Source organism: Kitasatospora sp. NPDC054939 (assembly GCF_053610105.1).
In genome coordinates this window covers 17,993-39,237 of record NZ_JBSGXP010000076.1, presented here as the reverse complement: position 1 = coordinate 39,237, position 21,245 = coordinate 17,993, and the positions used below count along the sequence as shown (strand labels likewise).

The window sequence follows — 21,245 nt, the reverse complement described above, 5'->3', positions numbered from 1 at the left end:
ACCCGCGGCGTACATCGCCGCAGGTCGACCGGTCGGGCGGCGGAACCATCGGGTCCGAATCGTCGTCCCCACTCCCATCGGACGCCACCGGGGCGACCGGCCGAGCGAGAGCGAGCAACTCCATGCAGAAGGTCCTGATCACCGGCGGCGCCGGCTACATCGGCAGCACCGTCGCCTCGGCACTGCTCGACCGGGGCATCACGCCGGTCGTCCTCGACGACCTGTCCAAGGGGCGCGCCGAGTTCGTCGAGGACCGGGTCTTCTACCGGGGCGACATCGCCGACGGCGCGCTGGTCGACCGGATCTTCGCCGACCATCCGGACATCGACGCGGTGGTGCACTGCGCGGCCAAGATCGTCGTCCCGGAGTCGGTCGCCCGCCCGCTCCACTACTACCGCGAGAACGTCGGCAAGACCGTCGACCTGCTCGACTCCCTCCAGCGCAACGGCTGCACCCGGGTCGTCTTCAGCAGCTCCGCCTCGATCTACGCGCCCACCCCGGACGCCCGGGTCGACGAGACCTGCCCGGTCGACGCCAACAGCCCGTACGCGCGCACCAAGCAGATGATGGAGCAGGTGCTCCAGGACTGGACGCGCGGCGAGGGCGCCGAGGAGCTGCGGGTGATCGCCCTGCGCTACTTCAACCCGATCGGCGCCGACCCGCAGCTGCGCACCGGCCTGCAGAACCTCAACCCGACGCACGCCCTCGGCAAGCTGATCGAGGCGTACACCGAGCGGACGCCGTTCACCGTCACCGGCGTGGACTGGGCGACCCGCGACGGCTCCGGCATCCGCGACTACATCCACGTCCAGGACCTGGCGGAGGCCCACGTGGCCGCGCTCACCCGCTTCGACGAGGTGATCAAGCCCTCGGCCGGCGACCGCTACCGGGTGATCAACATCGGTACCGGCGAGGGCACCACCGTCCGCGAGCTCGTCACCGCCTTCGAACAGGCGGTCGGTGTCGAGCTGGACGTCCGCGAGGCCGACCCGCGACCGGGCGACGTCATCGGCTGCTACACCGCCGTCGACACCGCCCGCGACCTGCTCGGCTGGACCGCGAACCGCAGCATCGCCCAGGGCGTCACCGACGCGCTGGCCTGGCGCGCCAAGTGGGCCGAGCACCTGGCCGGCCAGGGCTGACCCCGTCCCGCGCGGCCGGCGGCACCCCCTTCACGGGCGGGGCCGCCGGCCGCTGCGCGTCCCGGGGAGCGGGGTTCGCCCGGTTCGGATGCCGACCGGGCCCGCCGAAGCGGGTTCGGATGCCGACCGGGCCCGCCGAAGCGGGTTCGGATGCCGACCGGGCCCGCCGAAGCGGGAGGACCGGCGCTCCCGTGACCACCCCGGATGTGACGTGCGACGCCTTGACCCCGCGACAGCGGCGCCGACATGATGAGCCGTCATTGCTTGACTCCGCCGAAGGGGGAAGCCGGTCCGAATCCGGCGCTGACCCGCAACGGTAGGCAGCCGACGGCCGTCGGCGGCGAGCCCGAGTACCCGTCGGCGGAGGTGTCGTTCCCTCCTCCCGTCGTGGTCTGCGGGTCGGAGCCCCGCAGGGCTGTCCGGGCCGGTGCCCGCCCACGCCCCGCGGGCCCGCGCGCCAGGCCCGGAAAGGCATCCCATGCCCGTCCGCCACCGGACCCTCGGCCTCCTCTCGATACCCGCCCTCGCCCTGGCCGTGCTGCTCCCCGCCGCCGGCCCGGCCGCGGCGGCGCCCACCCCCGCGACCGCCCCCGACTCCGCCGCCTCCGCGGCGACCTTCCGCCCCGACGCGGCCGCGGCCGGCTGGCTGGCCCGCCAACTCGTCGACGGCAACCACTTCGAGGCGGTCTTCGACGGCGTCGCCTACCCCGACCAGGGCCTCACCGTCGACGCCGTGCTCGCCTTCGCCGCCACCCGGACCTCCGACCAGGCCGCCGCCAGGGCCACCGCCTGGCTCGCCGAGCCCGCGAACCTCACCGGCTACCTCGGCGACGGCACCACCGAGGCCTACGCCGGCGCCACCGCCAAACTGCTGCTCGCCGCCGAGGTGCGGGGCGCCGACCCGGCGGACTTCGGCGGCGTGGACCTGCCCGCCCGGCTGCGCTCGCTGCAGAGCCCGACCGGCCGCTTCTCCGACCGCTCCCAGTGGGGCGACTACAGCAACTCCTTCGGCCAGTCGCTGGCGCTGATCGCCCTCCAGCGCGCCCCGGGCGGCGCCCCGGCCGCCGCGGTCGACTTCCTCGCGGCCGCCCAGTGCGCCGACGGCGGCTACCCGATCGCCTTCGGCCAGTCCGTCTGCACCAGCGACACCGACGCGACCGCCCTCGCCGTGCAGGCCCTGGACGCCACCGGCCGCACGGCGAAGGCGCGGGCCGGGCTGGACTGGCTGGCCGCCCACCAGAACGCCGACGGCGGGTTCGCCGCCGCCGGGGCCACCACCAGCAACGCGAACAGCACCGGCCTGGCCACCGCCGCCCTGCTCTCCCGCGGCCGGTTCGCCGCCGGGCTGAAGGGCTGGAGCAGCCTGGTCAAGCTCCAGCAGGGCTGCTCGGCCGACCCGGCCGTCCGCGGCGCCGTCGCCTTCGACGCGAGCGGCTTCAACCCGGCGACCGGTACCCGCGCCACCGCGCAGGCGGTGCTCGGCCTCTCCGGCGCCGACCTCGCCACGCTGAGCGCGCACGGCGCCCGCCCGTCCGCCCCGACCCTGGCCTGCCGGGCCTCCTGACCACCCGAAGGAGTACGAGGATGAACGACACCGCGACGCCCGTCCGCCCGGCCCGCCGCACCTTCGGCGCGATCGCCGCCGCCGCGGCGCTGACCGCCGGCCTGCTCGGCGTCTCCACCGCCAACGCCCCCGCCGCCCGGGCCGCGGCCTGCACCCCCGGGACCGGGGTCACCGTGGTGGTCGACCTCACCGCCGTCGGCGGCGGCGTCCAGACCGGCTGCGCCCCCGGCGACCCGGCCAGCGGCCTCGCCGCCCTCACCGGCGCGGGCTTCACCTACAGCTTCCACCCGCGCTTCCCCGGCTTCGTGTGCCGGATCAACGCGCTGCCGACCACCTGCACCAACCCCACCGGCAGCGCCTACTGGTCGTACTGGCACGCGCAGTCCGGCGGCGCCTGGACGTACAGCACGCTGGGCGCGGGCAGCTACAACCCGGTGCAGGGCGAGGTCGAGGGCTGGTCCTTCGGCGCGGGCGCGCAGCCCGGCACCCCGGCGGCGCCGTCGGCTGCACCGCGCTCCGGACCGGCCGACAGGGGAGTCGTCCGGTGACCGTCCACCACCGCCCGGCCCGCGCGACCCGCCGCTCCACCGCCCTCGCCGCAGCCGTCGCCTGCACGATGGCGGTCGGCGGCCTCGCCCTCGCCGGCACCGCCGGGGCCGCCGGCCACCGCGCGGCCGGCGCCGCCGCCGACGGCCGCACCCCCGACCTCGCCCGCGGCAGCGCCTACCTCACCGACCGGGCCCGGCTGCTCGGCGGCCACTACTACGAAGCCTTCCCGGGCTCCGGCTTCGCCGACTACGGCCTCACCATCGACGCCGCCTTCGCCCTCGCCGCCACCGGCACCGACGACGCCGCGCTGCGCCGGATCGCCGACTTCCTCGACGCCCCCGGCAAGGACGGCGCCGAACGCACCGTCAACGACTGGACCGGCATCGGCACCCCCGACGCAGCGGGCGGCACCCTCGGCAAGGAAGCCCTGTTCGCCCAGGTGGTGGGCCGCGACCCGCGCCGCTTCGGCGGCCAGGACCTCATCGCCGCCCTCGCCGCCTCGATCTGCCGGGCCGCCGACGAGGCGACGGGCTGCGCGGAGGCCGGCACCTACGCCTACGGGAACTCGGTGTTCGCGCAGGCGCTGGGCGTCATGGCCCAGGTGCGGGCCGGCGACAGCGCCGCGGCGGCCGCGCCGGTGGCCCGGCTGAAGGGCCTCCAGCACGCCGACGGCTCCTGGCCCAGCCTCATCCCGGACACCGGCGACTCCGACGTCGACAGCACCGCGATGGCCGCCATGGCGCTGGCCCTGCTCCCGGACGACCCGGCCGCCCGTGCGGCCGTCGACCGGGCGGTGGCCTGGATCGCCGGACGCCAGCTCCCCGGCGGCGGCTTCCCCGGCGCGTCCGGCGAGTCGGTCAACTCCGCCGCGCTCGCCATCCAGGGCCTCGGCCTGCGCGGCGGCGAGCACGTCGAGCGGATCGGCCGCGCCCGCGCCTTCCTGGCCGGCCTGCAGAACGCGGACGGCGGCTTCGACGTCGCGGCGGGCAGCCAGCCCGGCTCGGACGTCCGGGCGTCGACCCAGGCGCTCGGCGGCGCGGTGGGGACGCCGTTCGGCACCCTGAGCCGCCCGGTCGACGGGGGGCAGCCCTCGCCGACGGGGTCCGCTTCACCCACGGGGTCCGCTTCACCCACGGGGTCCGCCTCGCCGACGGGGTCCGCTTCACCCACGGGTTCGGCCTCGCCCACGGCTTCGCCGTCGCCGACCGCCACGGTGACCGCCTCGCCGACCGGGTCCGCCTCGCCCACGGCCACCCCGACCGGTACCGGGAGCGCCTCACCGACCGGGACGGCCTCACCGGGCGCCCCGGGCACCGGCTCGCCGCCGTCCCCGGCGGGCACCACCACACCGCCCCCCGGCGTGACCGGCGGCAACGGCGGCAACGCCGGGAACGCGGCCGACGGCGCCGTCGCGGTCGTGGCCGACTCGGGCCGGGTCGGCGGTGGCTCCGGCCTGGCCGCCACCGGTGCCGAGGCCGAACGGCTGGCCCTGATCGCGCTGGCCCTGCTGCTGGCCGGCGGCGGCGCGGTCGCGGTCGCCGACCGCAGCCGCCGGGCCCGCCGCACCGAGACCCCGACCGGACGGCACCGGTGAGCCGCCGCGCCGCGGCTCCCGCGACCCGGGTGCGGCCCGCGGCGGTGGCGGCGGTCGTGTTCGCCGCCGTCGTGGCCGTCCTGCTGGGGCCGGTCCGTCCGGCCGGCGCCGAACCGCTGCCGATCGGGGAGTGCACCACCACCTCCGGCGTGGTGCTCGCGGTCGACTTCGGTCCGTGGGGCGGTCCGCTGCTGCGGGCCTGCGGGAGCACGCCGACCACCGGTCACGCCCTGCTCAACCAGGGCGGTTGGAAGACCGCCGGCACCAGCCACGACGGCCCCGGTTTCGTCTGCCGGATCGGCTACGCCGGCTTCCAGGGCGGCAAGCAGTTCCCGCCGCCCGAGCAGGAGCGGTGCGTGCGGACGCCGCCCGCCACCGCCTACTGGTCGTACTGGCACGCCGACCCCGGGCAGCACGACTGGACGTACAGCCGGCTCGGCGCGATGAGCCACCGGCCGAAGCCGGGCAGCGTCGACCTGTGGGTCTTCGGTGCCACCGACGTGGCGGGTACCGAGGGCCGCCCCCGCCACTCGCCGGACGCCGTCCGCGCGCTCAACGCCCAGCCCGCGGGCTCCGGTTCGGACACCACCGCGCCGTCGCCGCCGCCCGCTCCCGACCCGGGCGGTGCGACCGGCGGCGGCAGCAGTGGCACCGGTGGCACGACCGGCGGGACGGCCGGCAGCGGCGGGACGGGCAACGGACCCGCCCCGGGCCGCCCCACAGCCCCGAAACCGGCGCCCGCCGCCCCCGGCCGCAGCACGCCCGGCACACCGGGCGGACCGGGCGCACCGTCCGCCGCGACCGAGCCGGGCGACCCGGCCGAGCCCGCCGCCGGTGCACCGGGCGCGGAGGCCGAGCCGACCGCCGTACCGACCGCCGAACCGACCGTCGCGCCCACGGACGCCGCGCCCTCCGCCGCCCCGAGCACCACCGGGGCGCCCGGCGGGGCTGCGCCGACCGGCGGGGTCGTCGACGCCGCTCCGGTGGCCGACGCCCCGCACGACAGCGGCTCGATCGGCCCGGCCGCGGTCGGTGCCGCACTGGTCCTCGCCCTCGGTACCGCCGCCGTGATCACGGCCCGGCGGCGCCGGCGACGGGCGGACTGACCGGTGCCCGTCCTGCCGTCCGGCCCGCGAGCCGGCCACCGGGTGCCGCGTCCGCTCCACCCCGTCGCGTGGTGGATCTGGGCGCTCGCCCTCGCCACCGCCGCCGGCCGCACCACCAACCCGCTGCTCCTGCTGCTGGTGCTCGCCGTCCTCGGGGTCGTCGTCGGCGCCCGTCGCACCGAGGCGCCCTGGGCCCGCGGCTTCCGGTACTACCTGTGGCTGGCGCTGACCGTGGTGGCGATCCGGGTGGTCTTCAGGTGCGTCTTCGGCACCGGCCTCACCCCCGGCGACCACCTGCTGTTCTCGCTCCCGCAGCTGCCGATGCCCGACTGGTACGCGGGCATCGCCATCGGCGGGCCGGTGTCGCTGGAGGCCGTGCTGTCCGCTGCCTTCGACGGACTGCGGCTGGCCTGCCTGCTCTGCTGCATCGGTGCCGCCAACACCCTGGCCAACCCCAAGCGGGCCCTGCGCGTCCTCCCCGGGGCCCTCTACGAACTCGGCGTCGCCGTCACCGTCGCGCTCAGCGTGGCACCCCAACTCGTTCAGAGCGTCCAGCGGGTGGCCCGCGCCCGGCGCCTGCGCGGCGGCGCCGCCGGGGGACGCGGCCGACGGGGCCGCCTGCGGGTCTGGCGGGCGGTTGCGGTGCCCGTGCTGGCGGACGCCCTGGAACGCTCACTGCACCTGGCCGCCGCCATGGACTCGCGCGGGTACGGCCGTTCGGGCGGCACCGACCGCTCCTCCGCCGCCGCCCGCCGCTCCCGGCGGGCCACCGGCGCGCTGATGCTGCTCGGCATGGCGGGCCTCTGCGCCGGACTGTACGGCCTGCTCGACGGCACCGCCCCCGCCGTGCTGGGCTTCCCCGCGCTGCTGGTCGGTGCCGCGCTCTGCTGCGCCGGACTGCTGCTCGGCGGACGCCGGGTGCGCCGCAGCAGCTACCGGCCCGATCCGTGGCTGGCCGCCGAATGGGGGGTGGCGGGCTGCGGGGTGGCCGCGGCGGTGGTGCTCTGCGCCTCCGTCGGCTACTCGGTCGCCGAGCTCAACCCGTCGCTCCACCCGCTGAGTTGGCCCGCCCTGCCGGCGGTGCCGACGGCCGCCGTCCTGCTCGCGGGCGCCGCCGCCTTCCTCGCCCCGCCGCCGGTCGACACCCCGCCGCCGGTCGACACCCCGCCGCCGGGCACCCCGGCGGGGGACGGCAACAGGTCGGCCGACACCCCGCCGCCCCGTGGCGCCCGCACCCCGACTCCCCGCAGCCCGACTTCCCGCACCCCGGCTCCCCGCCGCCCGTCCCGCACCGAGGTCCGCCCGTGATCCGCTTCGACCGCGTCGAGGTCCAGTACGAGGACGCCGCCGAGCCGGTGCTCCGCGACGTCGACCTGCACATTCCCGAGGGTGAACTCTGCCTGGTGGTCGGACGCACCGGCGCCGGCAAGTCCACCCTGCTCGGCGCCGTCAACGGCCTGGTGCCGCACTTCACCGGCGGCACCCTGCGCGGCCGGGTCACGGTCGACGGACGCGACACCGCCGACCACCCGCCCCGCGAACTCGCCGATGTGGTGGGCGTGGTGGGCCAGGACCCGCTCGCCGGCTTCGTCACCGACACCGTGGAGGAGGAACTCGCTTACACCATGGAGCAGTTGGCGCTCCCGCCGGACGTGATGCGCAAACGCGTCGAGGAGACGCTCGACCTGCTCGGCCTGGCCGACCTGCGCGGCCGCGCCCTGCACGAGCTCTCCGGCGGCCAGCAGCAGCGCGTCGCCATCGGCTCCGTCCTCACCGCCCACCCCCGGGTCCTGGTCCTCGACGAGCCGACCTCGGCGCTCGACCCGACCGCCGCCGAGGAGGTGCTCGCCGCCGTCGCCCGGCTGGTGCACGACCTCGGCGTCACCGTCCTGCTCGCCGAACACCGCCTGGAGCGGGTCGTCCAGTACGCCGACCGGGTCGTCCAGCTGGTCGGCGACGGCACCGTCCGGTACGGCCCGCCCGCCGAGGTGTTCGGCCGGCCGGACGCCCCGGCCGCACCCGCCCGGCCGGGACCGGCACCGGCGGTGGTGGCGTCCCCGGCGGCCGCGCCGTCGGTCGTGGCGCCGCCGGTGGTCCGGCTCGGGCGGCTGGCCGGCTGGCACCCGCTGCCGCTCTCCGTCCGGGACGCCCGCCGGGCCGCCGCGCCTCTGCGCGAACGCCTCGCCGGGCGGGCCGTACCGCCGGTGCGCACCCGGCCCGAGCCGGGTGCGACCCTGCTGAGCGCGCGCGGTGTCGAGGTCCGCCACCGCCGGACCCCGGCCGTCCGGGAGGTCTCGCTCGACCTGCGGGCCGGCGAGGTGACGGCGCTGATGGGCCGCAACGGATCCGGCAAGTCCTCGCTGCTGTGGGCCCTCCAGGGCTCCGGCCCCCGGCAGGGCGGCAGCGTGGCGGTCGGCGCGGACCGCCGCGACCCCAAGCGGCTCTCCGCCACCGAGGCCCGCCGACTGGTCGGCCTCGTCCCGCAGACCCCGACCGACCTGCTCTACCTGGAGACCGTGGCCGAGGAACTCGCCCAGGCCGACGCCGAGTTCGGGTTCGGGTTCGGGTTCGGGTCCGACGCCGAGTCCGGGGCCGGGCCCGGGCGGGCGGTCGCTGCACAGGCCGCCCCCGGCGCGCGGGGCCTGCTGGACCGGCTGGCCCCCGGCATCGCCGACGCCACCCACCCGCGGGACCTCTCCGAGGGCCAGCAGCTCGCCCTCGTCCTCGCCGTCCAACTCGCCGCCTCCCCACAGGTCGTCCTGCTCGACGAACCCACCCGCGGCCTCGACTACACCGCGAAGGAGGCGCTGATCCGGATCGTCGACGACCTCGCCGCCGAGGGCCGCACGGTGGTGGTCTCCACCCACGACGTGGAGTTCGTCGCCTCGGCCGCCGACCGGGTGGTGGTACTGGCCGGGGGAGAGGTCGTCGCCGACGGCCCCAGCGCGGAGGTGGTGGTCTCCTCGCCGACCTTCGCCCCGCAGACCGCCAAGATCCTCGCCCCGCTGCCGTACCTGACGGTCCATCAGGTGGCGGCGGCGCTCGCCGGGGCGGAGGCGGAGCGGTGACCGGCCGGATCCGCGCGGTCCGCGTCCCCGGGCGGGCCAGGATCGCCGTGGTCGGCGCCGCCCTGGTCGGACTGGTCGCCTTCACCTGGCCCTTCGTCGTCGCCCCCGGCCGGTTCGGCTCCGCCTACGCGCCCCCGCTGATCTTCGGAGCCCTGCTGGTGCTCGTCCTGGCCGTGGTGATCGCGGAGATCTCGGCCGGCGGCATCGACGCCAAGGCCCTCGCGATGCTCGGCGTCCTCTCCGCCGTCAACGCCGCGCTGCGCCCGCTCGGCGCCGGCACGGCGGGCGTCGAGACGGTGTTCTTCCTGCTCGTCCTCGCCGGACGGGTCTTCGGCCCAGGCTTCGGCTTCACCCTCGGCTGCACCTCGCTGTTCGCCTCCGCGCTGCTCACCGGCGGTGTCGGCCCCTGGATGCCGTACCAGATGTTCGGCTGCGCCTTCGTCGGCATGCTCGCGGGCCTCCTGCCGCGTGCCCGCGGCCGGGCCGAGATCGTCCTGCTGGCGGTCTACGGCTCGTTCTCCGGCTACCTCTTCGGCTTCCTGCTCAACCTGTCCTTCTGGCCGTTCTCCCTCGATCCGCACAGTTCCATCGCCTACCTCCCCGGCCTGCCCTTCACCGAGCAGTGGCAGCGCTACCTGCTCTTCGACGCCACCACCTCCCTCGGCTGGGACACCGGCCGCGCGGTCACCACCTTCGTGGCGGTGCTGCTGGTCGGACCGGCCGTGCTGGCGGTGCTGCGCCGCGCCGCCCGCCGGGCGAACTTCGACCCCCGGGTCCGCTTCGAGCCCTGACCCGCCCCGGCCCACCGGAGCCGACCGCGGCGAACCGTGGCCAACCGCAGCCGACCGGACAGACCCGGGACCGCCGGGCGGCTCAGTGCGGTTCCAGGACGATCCAGACCGGCCCGGGGGCGAAGGCCGTCCGCTGCCCGGCGGAGGTGTACTCCGTGACGTCGGCGGCGTCCGGGCGCGACCAGGTGCCCCGGAAGGCCAGGCCGTCGCGGAGCACGACCGCCTCGCCACCGCCGACGGTCGGCGCGTACGGGGTGAGCCGGCCCGAGGAGTCCCGCAGTCCGCGCGGTGACTCGGCCGCGTCGACGTGCTGCACCACGACGGTCGACGCCGCCAGGCGCGCACCGTCCGCGGTCAGGGCGGGCCGGCCGTCCATGGCCACCAGGTACTGCCCCCGCTCCGCGGACCAGGTGAAGGTGAACGAGGCGGCGGGCATCCGCGCGGTGAGGGAGGCCGTCGGCACCCCGCCCGCGGGGGCGGGTCCGAAGCGGAAGCCCACGTCGTGCACGGGTACGGCGTCCGGGACCCGGCTCAGGACCCGCGAGGGCACCGCGTACTGGTTGTACGGCGCAGCCCGGTCGCCGGTGCGCAGGAACGCGTCGCACTGCGGCGGGGCGCAGGTGTGCAGGTCGGCCTGTGCGAGCACGGGGAGGAAGGCGCTCTGCGCGCCGGAGTACACGAAGCCCGCCCGCCCGTACTGCTGGAGGAGCGGCAGGTCGCTCTCGCGGGCGCTGCGCACCGGGCCGATCCGGTCGGCGGGCGGCAGGTGGGCGGAGTCGTAGACGGCGAGGAAGCGGGAGAGCCCGCCCTCGACGGGGAGGGCGTAGATGACGGCGGCCGATTCCAGGCCGGTCTGCGGCCGGGCGGCGGGGGCGTTGTCGATCTTCAGGGCGAGGGTCCGGCCCGTGCTGCCCGGCAGCCCGGTGAGCGGCGACACCGGCGACCCGGACGGCGATCCCGGCGGTGGCCCGGAGCCGTCCGGCGCGGTGGGGGCGGCGGGCGCGGTCGGCGCGGCGGTCGGCGGCCCGGAGCCACCGGGTGCCGGGGAGCCGCCCGGTACGAGGACGGCGACAAGCAGTACCGCCAGCGCGGCGGCGACCGCGGCGAGGGCCGCGGCGGCGATCCGGCGGGAGCGGGGGAGGGCCGCCCACCGGGCCCGCGTCCGTTCGAAGGTCTCCATATCGAGCTCACCTCCGCCCCCCATGGGGGACCTGGCACCCGGAAGGACGAACGGAACGGGTCCCGCGGTTCCCCCGGGCCCGTGGTCCGCCGCGGACGGCCGGCCCGGGCCCCGTGGTCCCCCACGGCCGGTCGGCCCCGGCGGCTCCCCGGACCGGGGAGCCGCCGGGACGGGCTGCTCAGAGCAGGGTGTAGACGCTGTCGCTCACCCGGCTGCGGCGCGGCGGCCGGGTGCCCTTGAACCAGGTGACCCAGGAGGCGGGCAGGTCCGTGCGGTCGAGCACGAAGTCGTCCAGCACCAGGCAGTCGATGTCCGAGCGGAGGAAGCACAGCAGGGCGTCGACCGGGGTGTGGACGATCGGCTCGCCCCGCAGGTTGAAGGAGGTGTTGAGCAGCAGCGGGCAGCCGGTGAGGTCGGCGAAGGCCGAGATCAGCCGGTGGAAGCGGCCGTTGGCCTCCGCGGTGACGGTCTGGACGCGCGCCGACTTGTCGACGTGGGTGATCGCCGGGAGGTCGAGGGGCGACACCACCTCGCAGGTCTCCAGCATGAACGGCGACTCGTGGTCGAGCCGGAAGTGCTCCGCGGCGTGCTCCGCCAGGACGGCGGGGGCGAACGGACGGAAGGCCTCGCGCATCTTCACCGAGGCGTTGATCCGGTCCCGGGTGTCGTCCCCGCGCGGGTCGGCGAGGATGGAGCGCCCGCCGAGGGCGCGCGGTCCGAACTCCTCCCGGCCGTGGTACCAGCCGATCACCTTGCCGTCGGCCAGCCGGCCGGCGACCGCGGCGAGCAGGCCGGGCTCGTCGCCCCGGAAGTCGTCGAACGTCCGTGCCCCGTACGCGCCGAGCAGCCGGGCGATCTCGTCGGCGTCGGTGCCGGAGCCGAGCAGCGCCGAGCGCTGGCGGCCCTGGGCGGGCCGTTCGCCGGTGAGCCGCTGGTGGGCGACCGCGGCGCAGCCGAGGCTGCCGCCCGCGTCGCCGGAGGCCGGCTGGACGAACACCCGGGCGAACGGGCCCTCCTCGACGATGCGGCGGACCGCGACCACGTTGAGGGCGACGCCGCCGGCCATGCAGAGGTTCTCGCTGCCGGAGAGCCGGTGGGCCCGCTCGACCATGTGCAGCAGGACCTCCTCGGTGACCACCTGGATGCTGCGGGCGAGGTCGCAGTGCACCTTCTCGATCTCCGACTCGGGGACCCGCGGCGGTACGCCGAGCAGCTGCTCGAAGCGCTCGCCGAGCATGCCGTCCGGGTCGGTGAAGTCGAAGTAGTCGAGGGCGAGCCGGAACGAGCCGTCCTCGGTGGGCTCGACGAGCCGGCGGATCTGCTCGCGGAACCGCGGCTCGCCGTACGGGGCGAGGCCCATCACCTTGTACTCGCCCTCGTTCACCTCGAAGCCGAGGTAGCCGGTGACGGCGCTGTACAGCAGGCCCAGCGAGTGCGGGAACTCGGCCTGTTCGACGAGTTCGAGGGAGGCGCCGCGGCCGGTGCCCCAACTGGTGGTCGCCCACTCGCCGACCGCGTCGACGGTCAGCACGGCGCTGTCCTCGAAGCCGGAGTAGTAGTAGGCGCTGGCCGCGTGGGAGAGGTGGTGGTCGACGAACTCGACCGGGCCGTCCCAGCCGAGGAGGTCGCGGATCTCCCGGCGGGCGCGGTCGGCGTCCAGCCGGTACAGGGCGGCCGGGCTGGTGTCGGGGAAGGCCGGCAGGCCGGTCCACAGCTGGCGGTGGAGCTTCTTGACCGGGTCCTCGTAGTAGGCGACGCAGTCGACGTCGGTGATCCGCAGGCCGGCCTGGTCCAGGCAGTCCCGTACGGCGTTGATCGGCAGGTCCGGGTCCTGCTTGCGGCGGGTGTAGCGCTCCTCGTGGGAGGCGGCCACCAGTCGGCCGTCCACCAGGAGGGCCGCCGCGGAGTCGTGGAAGTGGGCGGAGATCCCGAGGATCACCGGTCCGCGGGCGGGGGTTTCGGGGGTGTTGTCCGTCATCGCTGTTCTCCTTGTCGGGCGGGCGGTCCTCGGCGGGTCCTCGGCGGGTCCTCAGCGGGAGGAGCGGGGTTCCGCCATGGCGACCGCGATCCGCCGGTCGCCGGTGTAGGGCTCCCGGGCGTGGCTGGCCAGCATGTTGTCGACCACCAGCACGTCGTCCTTGCGCCAGTCGAAGCGGACCTTGGCGTCCTGGTAGCAGTCGCGCAGGTGCGCCATCACGTCGTCGGGGATCCGGCCGCCGTCGCCGTAGTAGGTGTTGGTCGGCAGGCCGTCCTCGCCGAACAGCGCGAGCAGGCCCTCCTGGACGTCCTCCGGCAGGGTGGTGACGTGGAAGAAGGTGATGTGGTTGAACCACACCTCCTCGCCGGTGCGCGGGTGGCGGTGCACGGCGTCGCGCACCGCGCGGGTGCGCAGGCCGTCCCCGCCGGTCCACTCGGGGACGAGGCCGTGCTGCCGGCAGTACGCGGCGACGCCCTCGCGGGTGTCGCTGCCGAACACCTCCCGCCACGGGACGCCGAAGTTCGGGTGGTAGTTGCGGACCAGGCTCCAGCGGCGGCGCGTGAACTCCTCCCGGACGGCCGGGTCGATCGCCCGGGACAGCCGCCGGGTGTCGGCGAGCGGCGTCGAGCCGAGCGTCAGCGGCGGCTGCAGGCAGTAGAAGTACAGCGTCATCGGCCAGACGTCGCGGTAGGAGTTCTCGTTGTGGAGGAAGATCTCCTCCTCCGCGGGGTGGTCGGTGGAGGTGTAGACGTTGCCGCTGATCGCGGTCCGCGGGGAGGACGCCTCGGTGTAGGCGAGGGCCTCCCCGGACAGTGCGGCGACGGTCCGCTGCAGGCCGTCCACCCCGCCGACGCCGAAACCGCGGAAGAGGATCGCGCCGTGGGTGTCGAGCAGGGCGCGCAGCTCGTCGCGGTCGCGCCCGATGAGGTCCACCAGGTCGGTGGCGGAGCCCGCCTCCACCACGTGGGGCAGGGCTGTGGTCCCGGTCATGCGGCTACTCCTGGGGTGAGGTGCGGACGTCGGGTGCGGGATCCTGCTGGTCGAGGTACGGCGCGTCCGAGGGGAACAGCGGCTCCAGGTCGGTGACCCAGGTCGCCCGCGGGTCGTACGCGGCGAAGAACGGGCGCCCGACGATCGCCGGGTCGCGGGCCTGCAGGTAGCGCAGTGCGATCGCGGGCCGCCCGGCGACCTCCGCCACCCCGTCGACGACGACCTTGCCGCGGGTGGCGGACATGGAGGGCCCGCGCACGGTGCGGGCCAGCCCGGTCACCCCGGCGAGCGCGTCCCGGTAGATCTCCCAGGTCCGGACGAGCGGGACCTCGAAGTAGTGCCGCGGCCCGGTGTCCCGTTCGACGAACATGTAGTACGGCACGGCGTCCAGGGCGAGCGAGCGGGTCCACAGCTGCTGCCAGGCCGCGGCGTCGTCGTTGATCGTCCTGATCACCGGGGCCTGGGTGCGGACCACCGCCCCGGTCGCGCGGACCCGGGCGACCGCGCGCCGCACCGCTTCCGGCTCCAGCTCGCGCGGGTGCGTCACGTGCGCCATCACGGCGAGGTGCTTGCCGGCCGCCCGGATCTCCTCGAACAGGCGCAGCAGGTCGTCCGCGTCGTCGTCGCTGGTGAAGCGGTACGGCCAGTAGGTGAGCGCCTTGGTGCCCAGCCGGATGTTCCGGATGTGCGCCAACTCGGGGGCGAGGAAGGGCTCCAGGGCCCGGCGCAGGTTGGCGGTGCTCATGATCAGCGGATCCCCGCCGGTCACCAGCACATCGCTGATCTCCCGGTGGTGACGCAGGTAGGACGCCAGCGCGCCGGCGTCCTCCTTCTCCGCCGCGATCTTCAGCTCCGGGCTGCCGACGAACTGCGCCCAGCGGAAGCAGTACGTGCAGTACGCGTGGCAGGTCTGCCCCTGGCGCGGGAAGTACAGCAGCGTCTCGCGGTACTTGTGCTGCACCCCGGACAGCGGCCGCCCCTCCCAGCTGGCCACGTTCCGGTCGGTCTGGCCGGCCGGGTGGGCGTTCAGCCCGGCCCGGATCTCCCGGACGGCGCGGTTGAGCCGCGCCGGTTCGGCGTTCTCGCGCAGCAGGTCCGTCACGGTCTTCAGCTCGTCCACGGCCAGCATGTCGGGCTGCGGGAAGACCAGCCGGAAGAGCGGGTCGTCGGGGGCGCTGTCCCAGTCGATCAGCTCGTCGAGGACGAAGCTGTTGGTCCGGAACGGCAGCACCGCGGCCACCGCCCGGGTCTGCAGCTTCGTCTCGGCGTCGGCCCCGGAGCGGTCCAGCAGGGCGTCCAGGTCGCGCGCCCCGTACGAGCGGAAGCGCGGCGGTGTCGTGCCGGTCATGCCCGGTCCCCGTTCTGCGACTCGGTGTCCGGGGCGACCGCGCGGGCGATCTCCCGGGCGGTGGCAGCGGCCCCCGGCCCCTGCACCAGGGTGAAGTGGTCGACGCCCGGCACGGTGGCCGACGCGACCCCGGTACCGAGGGCCGCCTCCCAGCCGAGGGTCGCGTCGGTGCCGTCGGGGCGCTCCTGCGCCCCGGCCAGCACCAGGGCGATCCGGGTGTCGCGCAGGCGGGCCCGGCGCATCCGGTACTCGACGAGCGCCCGGGCGTTGGCGTCGAAGACGCCGAACCGCCGCTTCAGCGACTCCTGCTCGTCGCCCTCGGCGGGCCGCTCCCCGCGCAGCAGCGCGGTGTCGACCCGTTCGCCGGTCATCCGCTCCAGGTCGCGGGCGAAGGACGCCACCCGCTCCTCCGGCGCGCCCGCGAAGTGCGCGAACGCCCGCGAGCCCGGCGCGTAGCTGTCGAGCAGCACCAGCGAGGCGGTCGGCACGCCCTCGAAGGACAGCTGGCGGGCCATCTCGTAGGCGACCGTGCCGCCCATCGACCACCCCGCGAAGTGGTACGGCCCCTCGGGCTGCACCTTGAGCACGTCGTGCAGGTACGCCGCGGCCATCTCCTGCACGGTGGTGGGCAGGGTGCCGGTCTCCAGCCCCGGCGACCGCACCCCGACCACGGTGAAGGCGGTCGGCAGCGCCGCGGCGAGCTCCCGGAAGCAGAGCACGTCGCCGCCGACCGGGTGCACCAGGAACAGCACCGGCCCGCCGGGCGCACCCTGCCGCAGGGTCAGCAGGACGTCCCCGGCGTGCTCGGCCGGCCCGGCGGTCAGCTCGCGCACGGCCTCCGCCAGCCGGTCGACGCGCGGCGTCTCCAGCAGCCGCCGCAGCGACAGCGACACGCCCGTCTTCTTGCGCAGCCGGGTCAGCAGGATGGTGGCCAGCAGCGAATGCCCGCCGACCGCGAAGAAGTCGTCGGTGACGCCGAACTCCCGGTGCCCGAGCAGGTCGGCCCAGAGCGTCCAGACGACCGACTCGGCGTCGTCCCGCGGCTCCACCCGCTCCGCCTCGGCCCCGGTGGCGCCGCCGCCCAGCGAGGAGCGGTCCAGCTTCCCGTTGGGCAGCAGCGCGAACCGCTCCACGAACAGGAACAGTCCGGGCACCACGGCCAGCGGCAGCCGCTCGCGGGCGTACGCGCGCAGCGACTCCGTGCTCGGCGTCGCCCCCGGGGTGCGGACCACGTAGGCGACGAGCGTGCCGTCGCCGTCCTTGTCCAGGTCCACGTGCACCTGCCGGACCTCGGGGTGGGTGGCGATCTCGGCCGCGACCTCGGCCGGGTGCACCCGCACGCCGCGCACCTTCAGCAGGTCGTCGCGCCGGCCCTCGACGAGGATCGCGCCGTCCGCGCCGACCACCGCGAGGTCACCCGTGTGGTAGACGAGGTCGTCCGGGTCCGCGGCGAGCGGGTTGCGGCGGAACTGCGCGCTCGCACCGGTGTCGCCCAGGTACCCGAGCGTCCGGTACGGCGTCCGCACGGCGATCTCCCCGCGCTCGCCGGGGCCGCAGAGGTACCCGTCCGGGCCCTGCACTACCACCTGCGCGCCCGGCAGCGCCCGGCCCACCGGCACCGGGCCGGCGTCCTGCTCCGCCCCGACCCGGTGGAAGGTCTTGATCATCGTGGTCTCGGTCGGGCCGTAGAAGTTGACGACCTCCGCCCCCGGGCCGAGCAGCCGCTCCCGCAGGTCCCGCACCAGCCGCCCGGTCAGCGGCTCGCCCGCCAGGCAGAGCAGCCGCAGGTCGGTGAGCCGCGGCGTCGACGCGTCGGTCTCCCGCAGCCAGGACGCCACCACGCTCGGCGTGGTGTGCAGCACCGTCACCCGCTCGCGCACCAGCCAGTCCACCAGCCGCGCCGTGTCGTCCAGCGAGGCCGTCGGCGGCAGGCACAGCGTCGCCCCGGTGGCCAGCGGCACGAACACGTCGCGCAGCACGGCGTCGAAGGAGAGCGTGGTCAGCTGCGCCACCCGGTCGCCCGGGCGGATGCCGAACTCGGCGGCCTCCCAGTCCACGAAGTGGTCCAGGCCGCGGTGCGAGCCCAGGACGCCCTTCGCCTCACCGGTGGTCCCGGAGGTGAAGAAGACGTACGCCGGGTCCTCCGGCTTCACGGCCGGCAGCGGCCCCGACGGCTCCGCGCCCGGCCCGCCGGGGGCGGTGCGCCGCAGCTCGACGCCCGCCGGCACGTCCTCGGCGGCCGACGGCTCGGCCAGCAGCACCCGGCGCACCCCGGCCTTCTCCAGCATCGACGCCCGGCGCGGCCCGGGCAGCCCGTCGTCCAGCGGCAGCACCACCGCACCGGTGGCCAGGGCGGCCACCAGGGCCGCGACGGTCGCGGGCGACTTGCCGCCCAGCACCCCGATCCGCTCCCCGTACGCCATCTCCCGGCCCGCGCGCCCCACCGCCGCCGCCAGCTCCCGGTACGTCACCGCGCCCTGCGCCCAGGACACCGCGACCGCCTCCGGGGCCGCCGCGGCCTGCTGCCGGAAGCGCTCCGCGACCGGGACCAGCTCCTCGGCGGCGAGCTCCGCGGCGAACGGGTGCCCCGCCCGACCGACCAGACCCAACGGGCTCGCCGGCTGCTCGGCGGCGAACGCCAGCAGCCGGGTCAGCCGCCCGCCCAGCGCCGCCACGAACTCCGGCTGCACGGTGTCGGCGTCGTACTCCAGGTCCAGCACCGTGCCCGCGGCCTCCGGCCGCACCACCACCGTCAGGTCGAACTTCGCCGTCGGCGCGGAGCCCGAACCGTCCGCCGTCCCGGCCACCACGTCCACCGGGCGCAGCAGCGCGGCCTCGCGCGGCAGCTCCTCGCGCGGCGGCATCCGCAGCATCACCGAGAACAGCGGGCGGCGCTCCCCGCCCCGGGCGGCCGAGACCGCCTCCACGACCCGGGCGAAGGAGACGTCCCGGTGCCCGCCGGCCTCCACCAGCACCGCCCGGACCCGGCGCAGCGCCTCCTCGAAGGCGATGTCGCCGGACAGGTCGAAGCGGTAGGCGTGGGTCCGCACGAAGAAGCCGACGACCTCCTCCAGCTCCTCGCGGTCCCGCCCCACGCTGTCACTGCCGACGACCACCTGGTCCTGCCCCGCCGCGCGGCCGAGCGCGACCGCGAGCACGGCCATCATCGCCATGTACTCGGTGGCCCCGGCCCGGACGCACAGCTCGGCCAGCCGGCCCGACACCTCCGGCGCCACCGGCACCCGCAGCACCCGCGCCTGGTGCGGGCGCGAGCCCGGCACCGGCCGGCCCCGGGGGAGGTCCAGGTCCGGCGCGTCGGCCAACAGCCCGCGCCAGTACGCCAGATCGGCCTCGGTGCGCGCGGCGTCCGCCCGGCGCGCCCGCCAGGCCGCGTAGTCGCCGAACTGCAGCCTCGCACCGGCCGGGGCCGCGGTCCCGTCGTCGGCGCCGGCCAGCAGCGCGTCGGCCTGCTGCGCCAGCAGGCTCCACGACACGCCGTCGCAGCACAGGTGGTGGACCGTCAGGCCGACCAGCAGCCCGCCGCCGGCCACCCGGACGGCCCGCACCCGCACCGGAGGACCGGCCACCAGGTCGAACGGCACCGCCGACCCGGCGGCCAGCGCGGCCAGACCCGCCGCCCGGTCGCCGGCCGCCGGCAGCGCCGCGAAGTCCACCGCGGCCCCGCCCACCGACTGCACCGGGCGCCCGTCGACCTCCCGGAAGCGCAGCCGCAGCGCCTCGTGCCGCCCGCACAGGGCCAGGAACGCCGCCCGGACGTCCTCCTCCCCGACGGTGTCCGGCAGTTCGAACACCCCCGCCATGTTGTAGGCGGAGCTGCCCGGGTCCAACTGCTGGAGGAACCACAGGCCCTCCTGCTCGGGGGAGAGCGGCTGCTCCCCGCCCCGCTCCACCGGCACCAGCTCGTCCGCCCCGACCGGCGCCGCGTCGCGCGCGGCCGCGTCCACCGCCGCCGCGAGCCGGGCGACCGTCGAGGACTCGAACAGCGTCGGCAGGCTCAGCTCCACCGCGAAGGTCCGCCGGATCCGGGCCAGCAGCCGGGCCATCATCAGCGAATGCCCGCCGAGCTCGAAGAAGTCCCGGTGCCGGGAGGTGATCTCCTTCTTGAACGCCTCCGACCAGAGCGCGGCGACCTGACGCTCGGTCGCGCTCCACTCGCCCTCGTCCGCGCCGCCCTCCGGCCCGGCGGGTCCGGCCTCGGCGCCGGGCTCGGGCAGCGCCGCGCGGTCCAGCTTGCCGTGCCCGGTCAGCGGCAGCCGCTCCAGGAACACCACGTGGGCCGGGACCATCGCGTTCGAACCGTGCTGCGCCACGTGCCGGCGCACCGCTGCGGCGTCCGGGGCGGCGTTCGGGGCCGCGTTCGGGACCCCGTCCGGGGCGGTGTCCGGGGTGGCGTCCGCGCCGGCTCCCTGCGCCGCGACCACGTACGCGACCAGCTCGGTGCCGTCCGCCCCCGACCGGGCCACCACGGCGGCCTGCTCGACCCCGGGCAGGCGGCGGATCACCGCGCCGACCTCCGCCGGGTGGACCCGCACCCCGAGCACCTTCACCTGGTCGTCCGCGCGGCCGTGGATCTCCAGGTCGCCGGACGGGCCGATCCGGCCGAGGTCACCGGTGCGCTGCACCAGGTCCGCCGGGTCGTCCGGGTTGAGCGGGTTCACCTCGAACAGCGGCGGCGTGCCGTCGGCCGGCCGCCACAGGCCGCGGGTCAGGAACGGCGTGCGGATCAGCACCTCGCCCGGCTCGCCCACCCCGCAGCGGCGCCCGCGCCGGTTGACCACCAGCAGCTCGGCGCCCTCGGTCGCGGTGCCCACCGGCATGATCCCGGGCGCCACCTCCCCGGACGGCACCGGGTACCAGGCCTTCAGGATCGTCGCCTCGGTCGTCCCGTACAGGTTGACGAACCGGGTGTCCGCCCCGGTCGCCGCCCGCCAGCGGTTGACCAGGCTGCCCGGCAGCGGCTCGCCCGACAGGCAGACCAGCCGGAGCGCCGGGAAGCGGGCCCCGGCGGGCAGCTCGGCCAGCAGCGCGGACAGCACGCTCGGCACGGTCTGCACCACCGTCACCCCGGCGCCGCCCAGCCAGTCGAGCACCTGCGCCACGTCCACGAAGGGCCGGTCGGTGGGCGGCAGGCACACCGTGGCGCCGCCGATCAGCGCCGGGAAGAGGTCCTTGAACACGGCGTCGAAGGTCAGCGCCGCCATCTGCGCGACCCGGTCGCCCCCGGCCAGCTCCAGCGCCCCCTGCTCCCAGGTGCAGAACTGGGTCAGCGCCCCGTGCCAGCCCAGCACCCCGCGCGGCTCGCCGGTGGTGCCGGAGGTGAAGCACAGGTAGGCGGGCGCCTCGACGTCCGCCTCGGGCAGCGCGGTGCCGCGGGCCTGCGGGGTGTCCAGCTCGGCCGGGCGGACGCTGCGCACCGCGCCGGTGGGTGCGCCGTCGGCGGCTTCGGTGGCGGTGCCGTTCGTGGGGCCGGCCGTGGTGTCGTCGGTGAGGCCGGCCGTGGTGTCGTCGGTGGTGTCGACCAGCAGCCGTGGCTGTGCGCTCGCGAGCACGTCGCGGACCCGGCCCTCCGGCTGGGTGACGTCGAGCATCGTCAGCACCGCGCCGGCCCGCAGGACGCCCAGCATGGCCACGACGGTCTCCACGGACCGCCCGCCGCGCACCGCGACCACCTCGCCGGGGCCCACCCCGGCGGCCAGCAGCCCGCGGGCCACGGCGGTGTACCGCGTCACGAGCTGCTCGTAGGTGCACTCCTCGCCGCCCCGGACGAGGGCGGTCGCGTGCGGGGTCCGGGCGGCGGTGGCCTCGATCAGGGCGGGAACGGTGCGGTCGGGTGTGCGGACGGGCGCGGTGGTCGGGGGCAGGTGCGAATCGCGGGCGTGCGTCATCTCGGTGTGGGTCCAATCGTGGGATCTGG

Annotated in this window: 13 protein-coding genes and 1 riboswitch; of the genes, 8 read left to right on the top strand and 5 right to left on the bottom strand. The window is 76.4% G+C overall.

Annotated features, from left to right (window positions below; all coding sequences use genetic code 11):
- Nucleotides 1-122 precede the first annotated feature (122 nt).
- The 8 genes from galE (at nt 123) to ACWGB8_RS21725 (ending at nt 9,814) form a co-directional block, all read left to right on the top strand.
- Nucleotides 123-1,142, top strand: coding sequence for a UDP-glucose 4-epimerase GalE (gene galE / locus ACWGB8_RS21760; protein ID WP_452215197.1), 1,020 nt, complete (start codon nt 123-125; stop codon nt 1,140-1,142).
- 225 nt (nt 1,143-1,367) lie between these two features.
- A riboswitch (cobalamin riboswitch) is annotated at nt 1,368-1,518 on the top strand.
- A gap of 102 nt (nt 1,519-1,620) precedes the next feature.
- Nucleotides 1,621-2,706 (top strand): peptidase, encoded by a 1,086-nt coding sequence (locus ACWGB8_RS21755; RefSeq protein WP_452215196.1) that lies wholly within the window; start codon nt 1,621-1,623, stop codon nt 2,704-2,706.
- A 20-nt stretch (nt 2,707-2,726) separates the two neighbouring features.
- Nucleotides 2,727-3,254, top strand: a complete 528-nt coding sequence (locus ACWGB8_RS21750; RefSeq protein WP_452215195.1) for a flagellar hook-length control protein FliK — start codon at nt 2,727-2,729, stop codon at nt 3,252-3,254.
- Entirely contained in the window at nt 3,251-4,849 is a 1,599-nt protein-coding gene (locus ACWGB8_RS21745; RefSeq protein ID WP_452215194.1) for a hypothetical protein, read from the top strand. The genes ACWGB8_RS21750 and ACWGB8_RS21745 overlap by 4 nt, the downstream gene beginning before the upstream one ends.
- Complete coding sequence (locus ACWGB8_RS21740) at nt 4,846-5,955, top strand: hypothetical protein (RefSeq protein ID WP_452215193.1); 1,110 nt, start codon at nt 4,846-4,848, stop codon at nt 5,953-5,955. Before ACWGB8_RS21745 ends, ACWGB8_RS21740 begins: the two co-directional genes overlap by 4 nt.
- A gap of 3 nt (nt 5,956-5,958) precedes the next feature.
- Nucleotides 5,959-7,263 (top strand): CbiQ family ECF transporter T component, encoded by a 1,305-nt coding sequence (locus ACWGB8_RS21735; protein WP_452215192.1) that lies wholly within the window; start codon nt 5,959-5,961, stop codon nt 7,261-7,263.
- A complete protein-coding gene (locus ACWGB8_RS21730) occupies nt 7,260-9,023 on the top strand; it encodes an ABC transporter ATP-binding protein (RefSeq protein ID WP_452215191.1) in 1,764 nt (587 codons plus the stop codon). Before ACWGB8_RS21735 ends, ACWGB8_RS21730 begins: the two co-directional genes overlap by 4 nt.
- On the top strand, nt 9,020-9,814 hold the full coding sequence (locus ACWGB8_RS21725) for an ECF transporter S component (RefSeq protein WP_452215190.1): 795 nt from the start codon (nt 9,020-9,022) through the stop codon (nt 9,812-9,814). The genes ACWGB8_RS21730 and ACWGB8_RS21725 overlap by 4 nt, the downstream gene beginning before the upstream one ends.
- 82 nt (nt 9,815-9,896) lie before the next feature.
- Here the strand turns inward: ACWGB8_RS21725 and ACWGB8_RS21720 are convergent, their stop codons facing one another.
- From ACWGB8_RS21720 to ACWGB8_RS21700, 5 genes are all read right to left on the bottom strand, one after another.
- Nucleotides 9,897-10,994, bottom strand: coding sequence for a DUF3048 domain-containing protein (locus ACWGB8_RS21720; protein WP_452215189.1), 1,098 nt, complete (start codon nt 10,992-10,994; stop codon nt 9,897-9,899).
- 178 nt (nt 10,995-11,172) lie between these two features.
- Nucleotides 11,173-12,972 (bottom strand): carbamoyltransferase family protein, encoded by a 1,800-nt coding sequence (locus ACWGB8_RS21715; RefSeq protein ID WP_452215188.1) that lies wholly within the window; start codon nt 12,970-12,972, stop codon nt 11,173-11,175.
- A gap of 51 nt (nt 12,973-13,023) precedes the next feature.
- Nucleotides 13,024-13,962 carry a TauD/TfdA family dioxygenase gene (locus ACWGB8_RS21710; RefSeq protein WP_452215187.1) on the bottom strand — a complete coding sequence of 313 codons (939 nt, stop codon included), beginning with the start codon at nt 13,960-13,962 and terminating at the stop codon, nt 13,024-13,026.
- Nucleotides 13,963-13,966: 4 nt separating this feature from the next.
- Nucleotides 13,967-15,310 (bottom strand): KamA family radical SAM protein, encoded by a 1,344-nt coding sequence (locus ACWGB8_RS21705; RefSeq protein ID WP_452215186.1) that lies wholly within the window; start codon nt 15,308-15,310, stop codon nt 13,967-13,969.
- Nucleotides 15,307-21,216 carry an AMP-binding protein gene (locus ACWGB8_RS21700; RefSeq protein ID WP_452215185.1) on the bottom strand — a complete coding sequence of 1,970 codons (5,910 nt, stop codon included), beginning with the start codon at nt 21,214-21,216 and terminating at the stop codon, nt 15,307-15,309. The genes ACWGB8_RS21705 and ACWGB8_RS21700 overlap by 4 nt, the downstream gene beginning before the upstream one ends.
- Nucleotides 21,217-21,245: the final 29 nt, after the last annotated feature.

Bases quoted from the DNA above. Each gene is read 5' to 3' on its own strand.
- galE (WP_452215197.1), top strand. From the start codon at position 123: ATGCAGAAGGTCCTGATCACCGGCGGCGCCGGCTACATCGGCAGCACC.
- ACWGB8_RS21755 (WP_452215196.1), top strand. From the start codon at position 1,621: ATGCCCGTCCGCCACCGGACCCTCGGCCTCCTCTCGATACCCGCCCTC.
- ACWGB8_RS21750 (WP_452215195.1), top strand. From the start codon at position 2,727: ATGAACGACACCGCGACGCCCGTCCGCCCGGCCCGCCGCACCTTCGGC.
- ACWGB8_RS21720 (WP_452215189.1), bottom strand. From the start codon at position 10,994: ATGGAGACCTTCGAACGGACGCGGGCCCGGTGGGCGGCCCTCCCCCGC.
- ACWGB8_RS21715 (WP_452215188.1), bottom strand. From the start codon at position 12,972: ATGACGGACAACACCCCCGAAACCCCCGCCCGCGGACCGGTGATCCTC.
- ACWGB8_RS21710 (WP_452215187.1), bottom strand. From the start codon at position 13,962: ATGACCGGGACCACAGCCCTGCCCCACGTGGTGGAGGCGGGCTCCGCC.
- ACWGB8_RS21705 (WP_452215186.1), bottom strand. From the start codon at position 15,310: ATGACCGGCACGACACCGCCGCGCTTCCGCTCGTACGGGGCGCGCGAC.
- ACWGB8_RS21700 (WP_452215185.1), bottom strand. From the start codon at position 21,216: ATGACGCACGCCCGCGATTCGCACCTGCCCCCGACCACCGCGCCCGTC.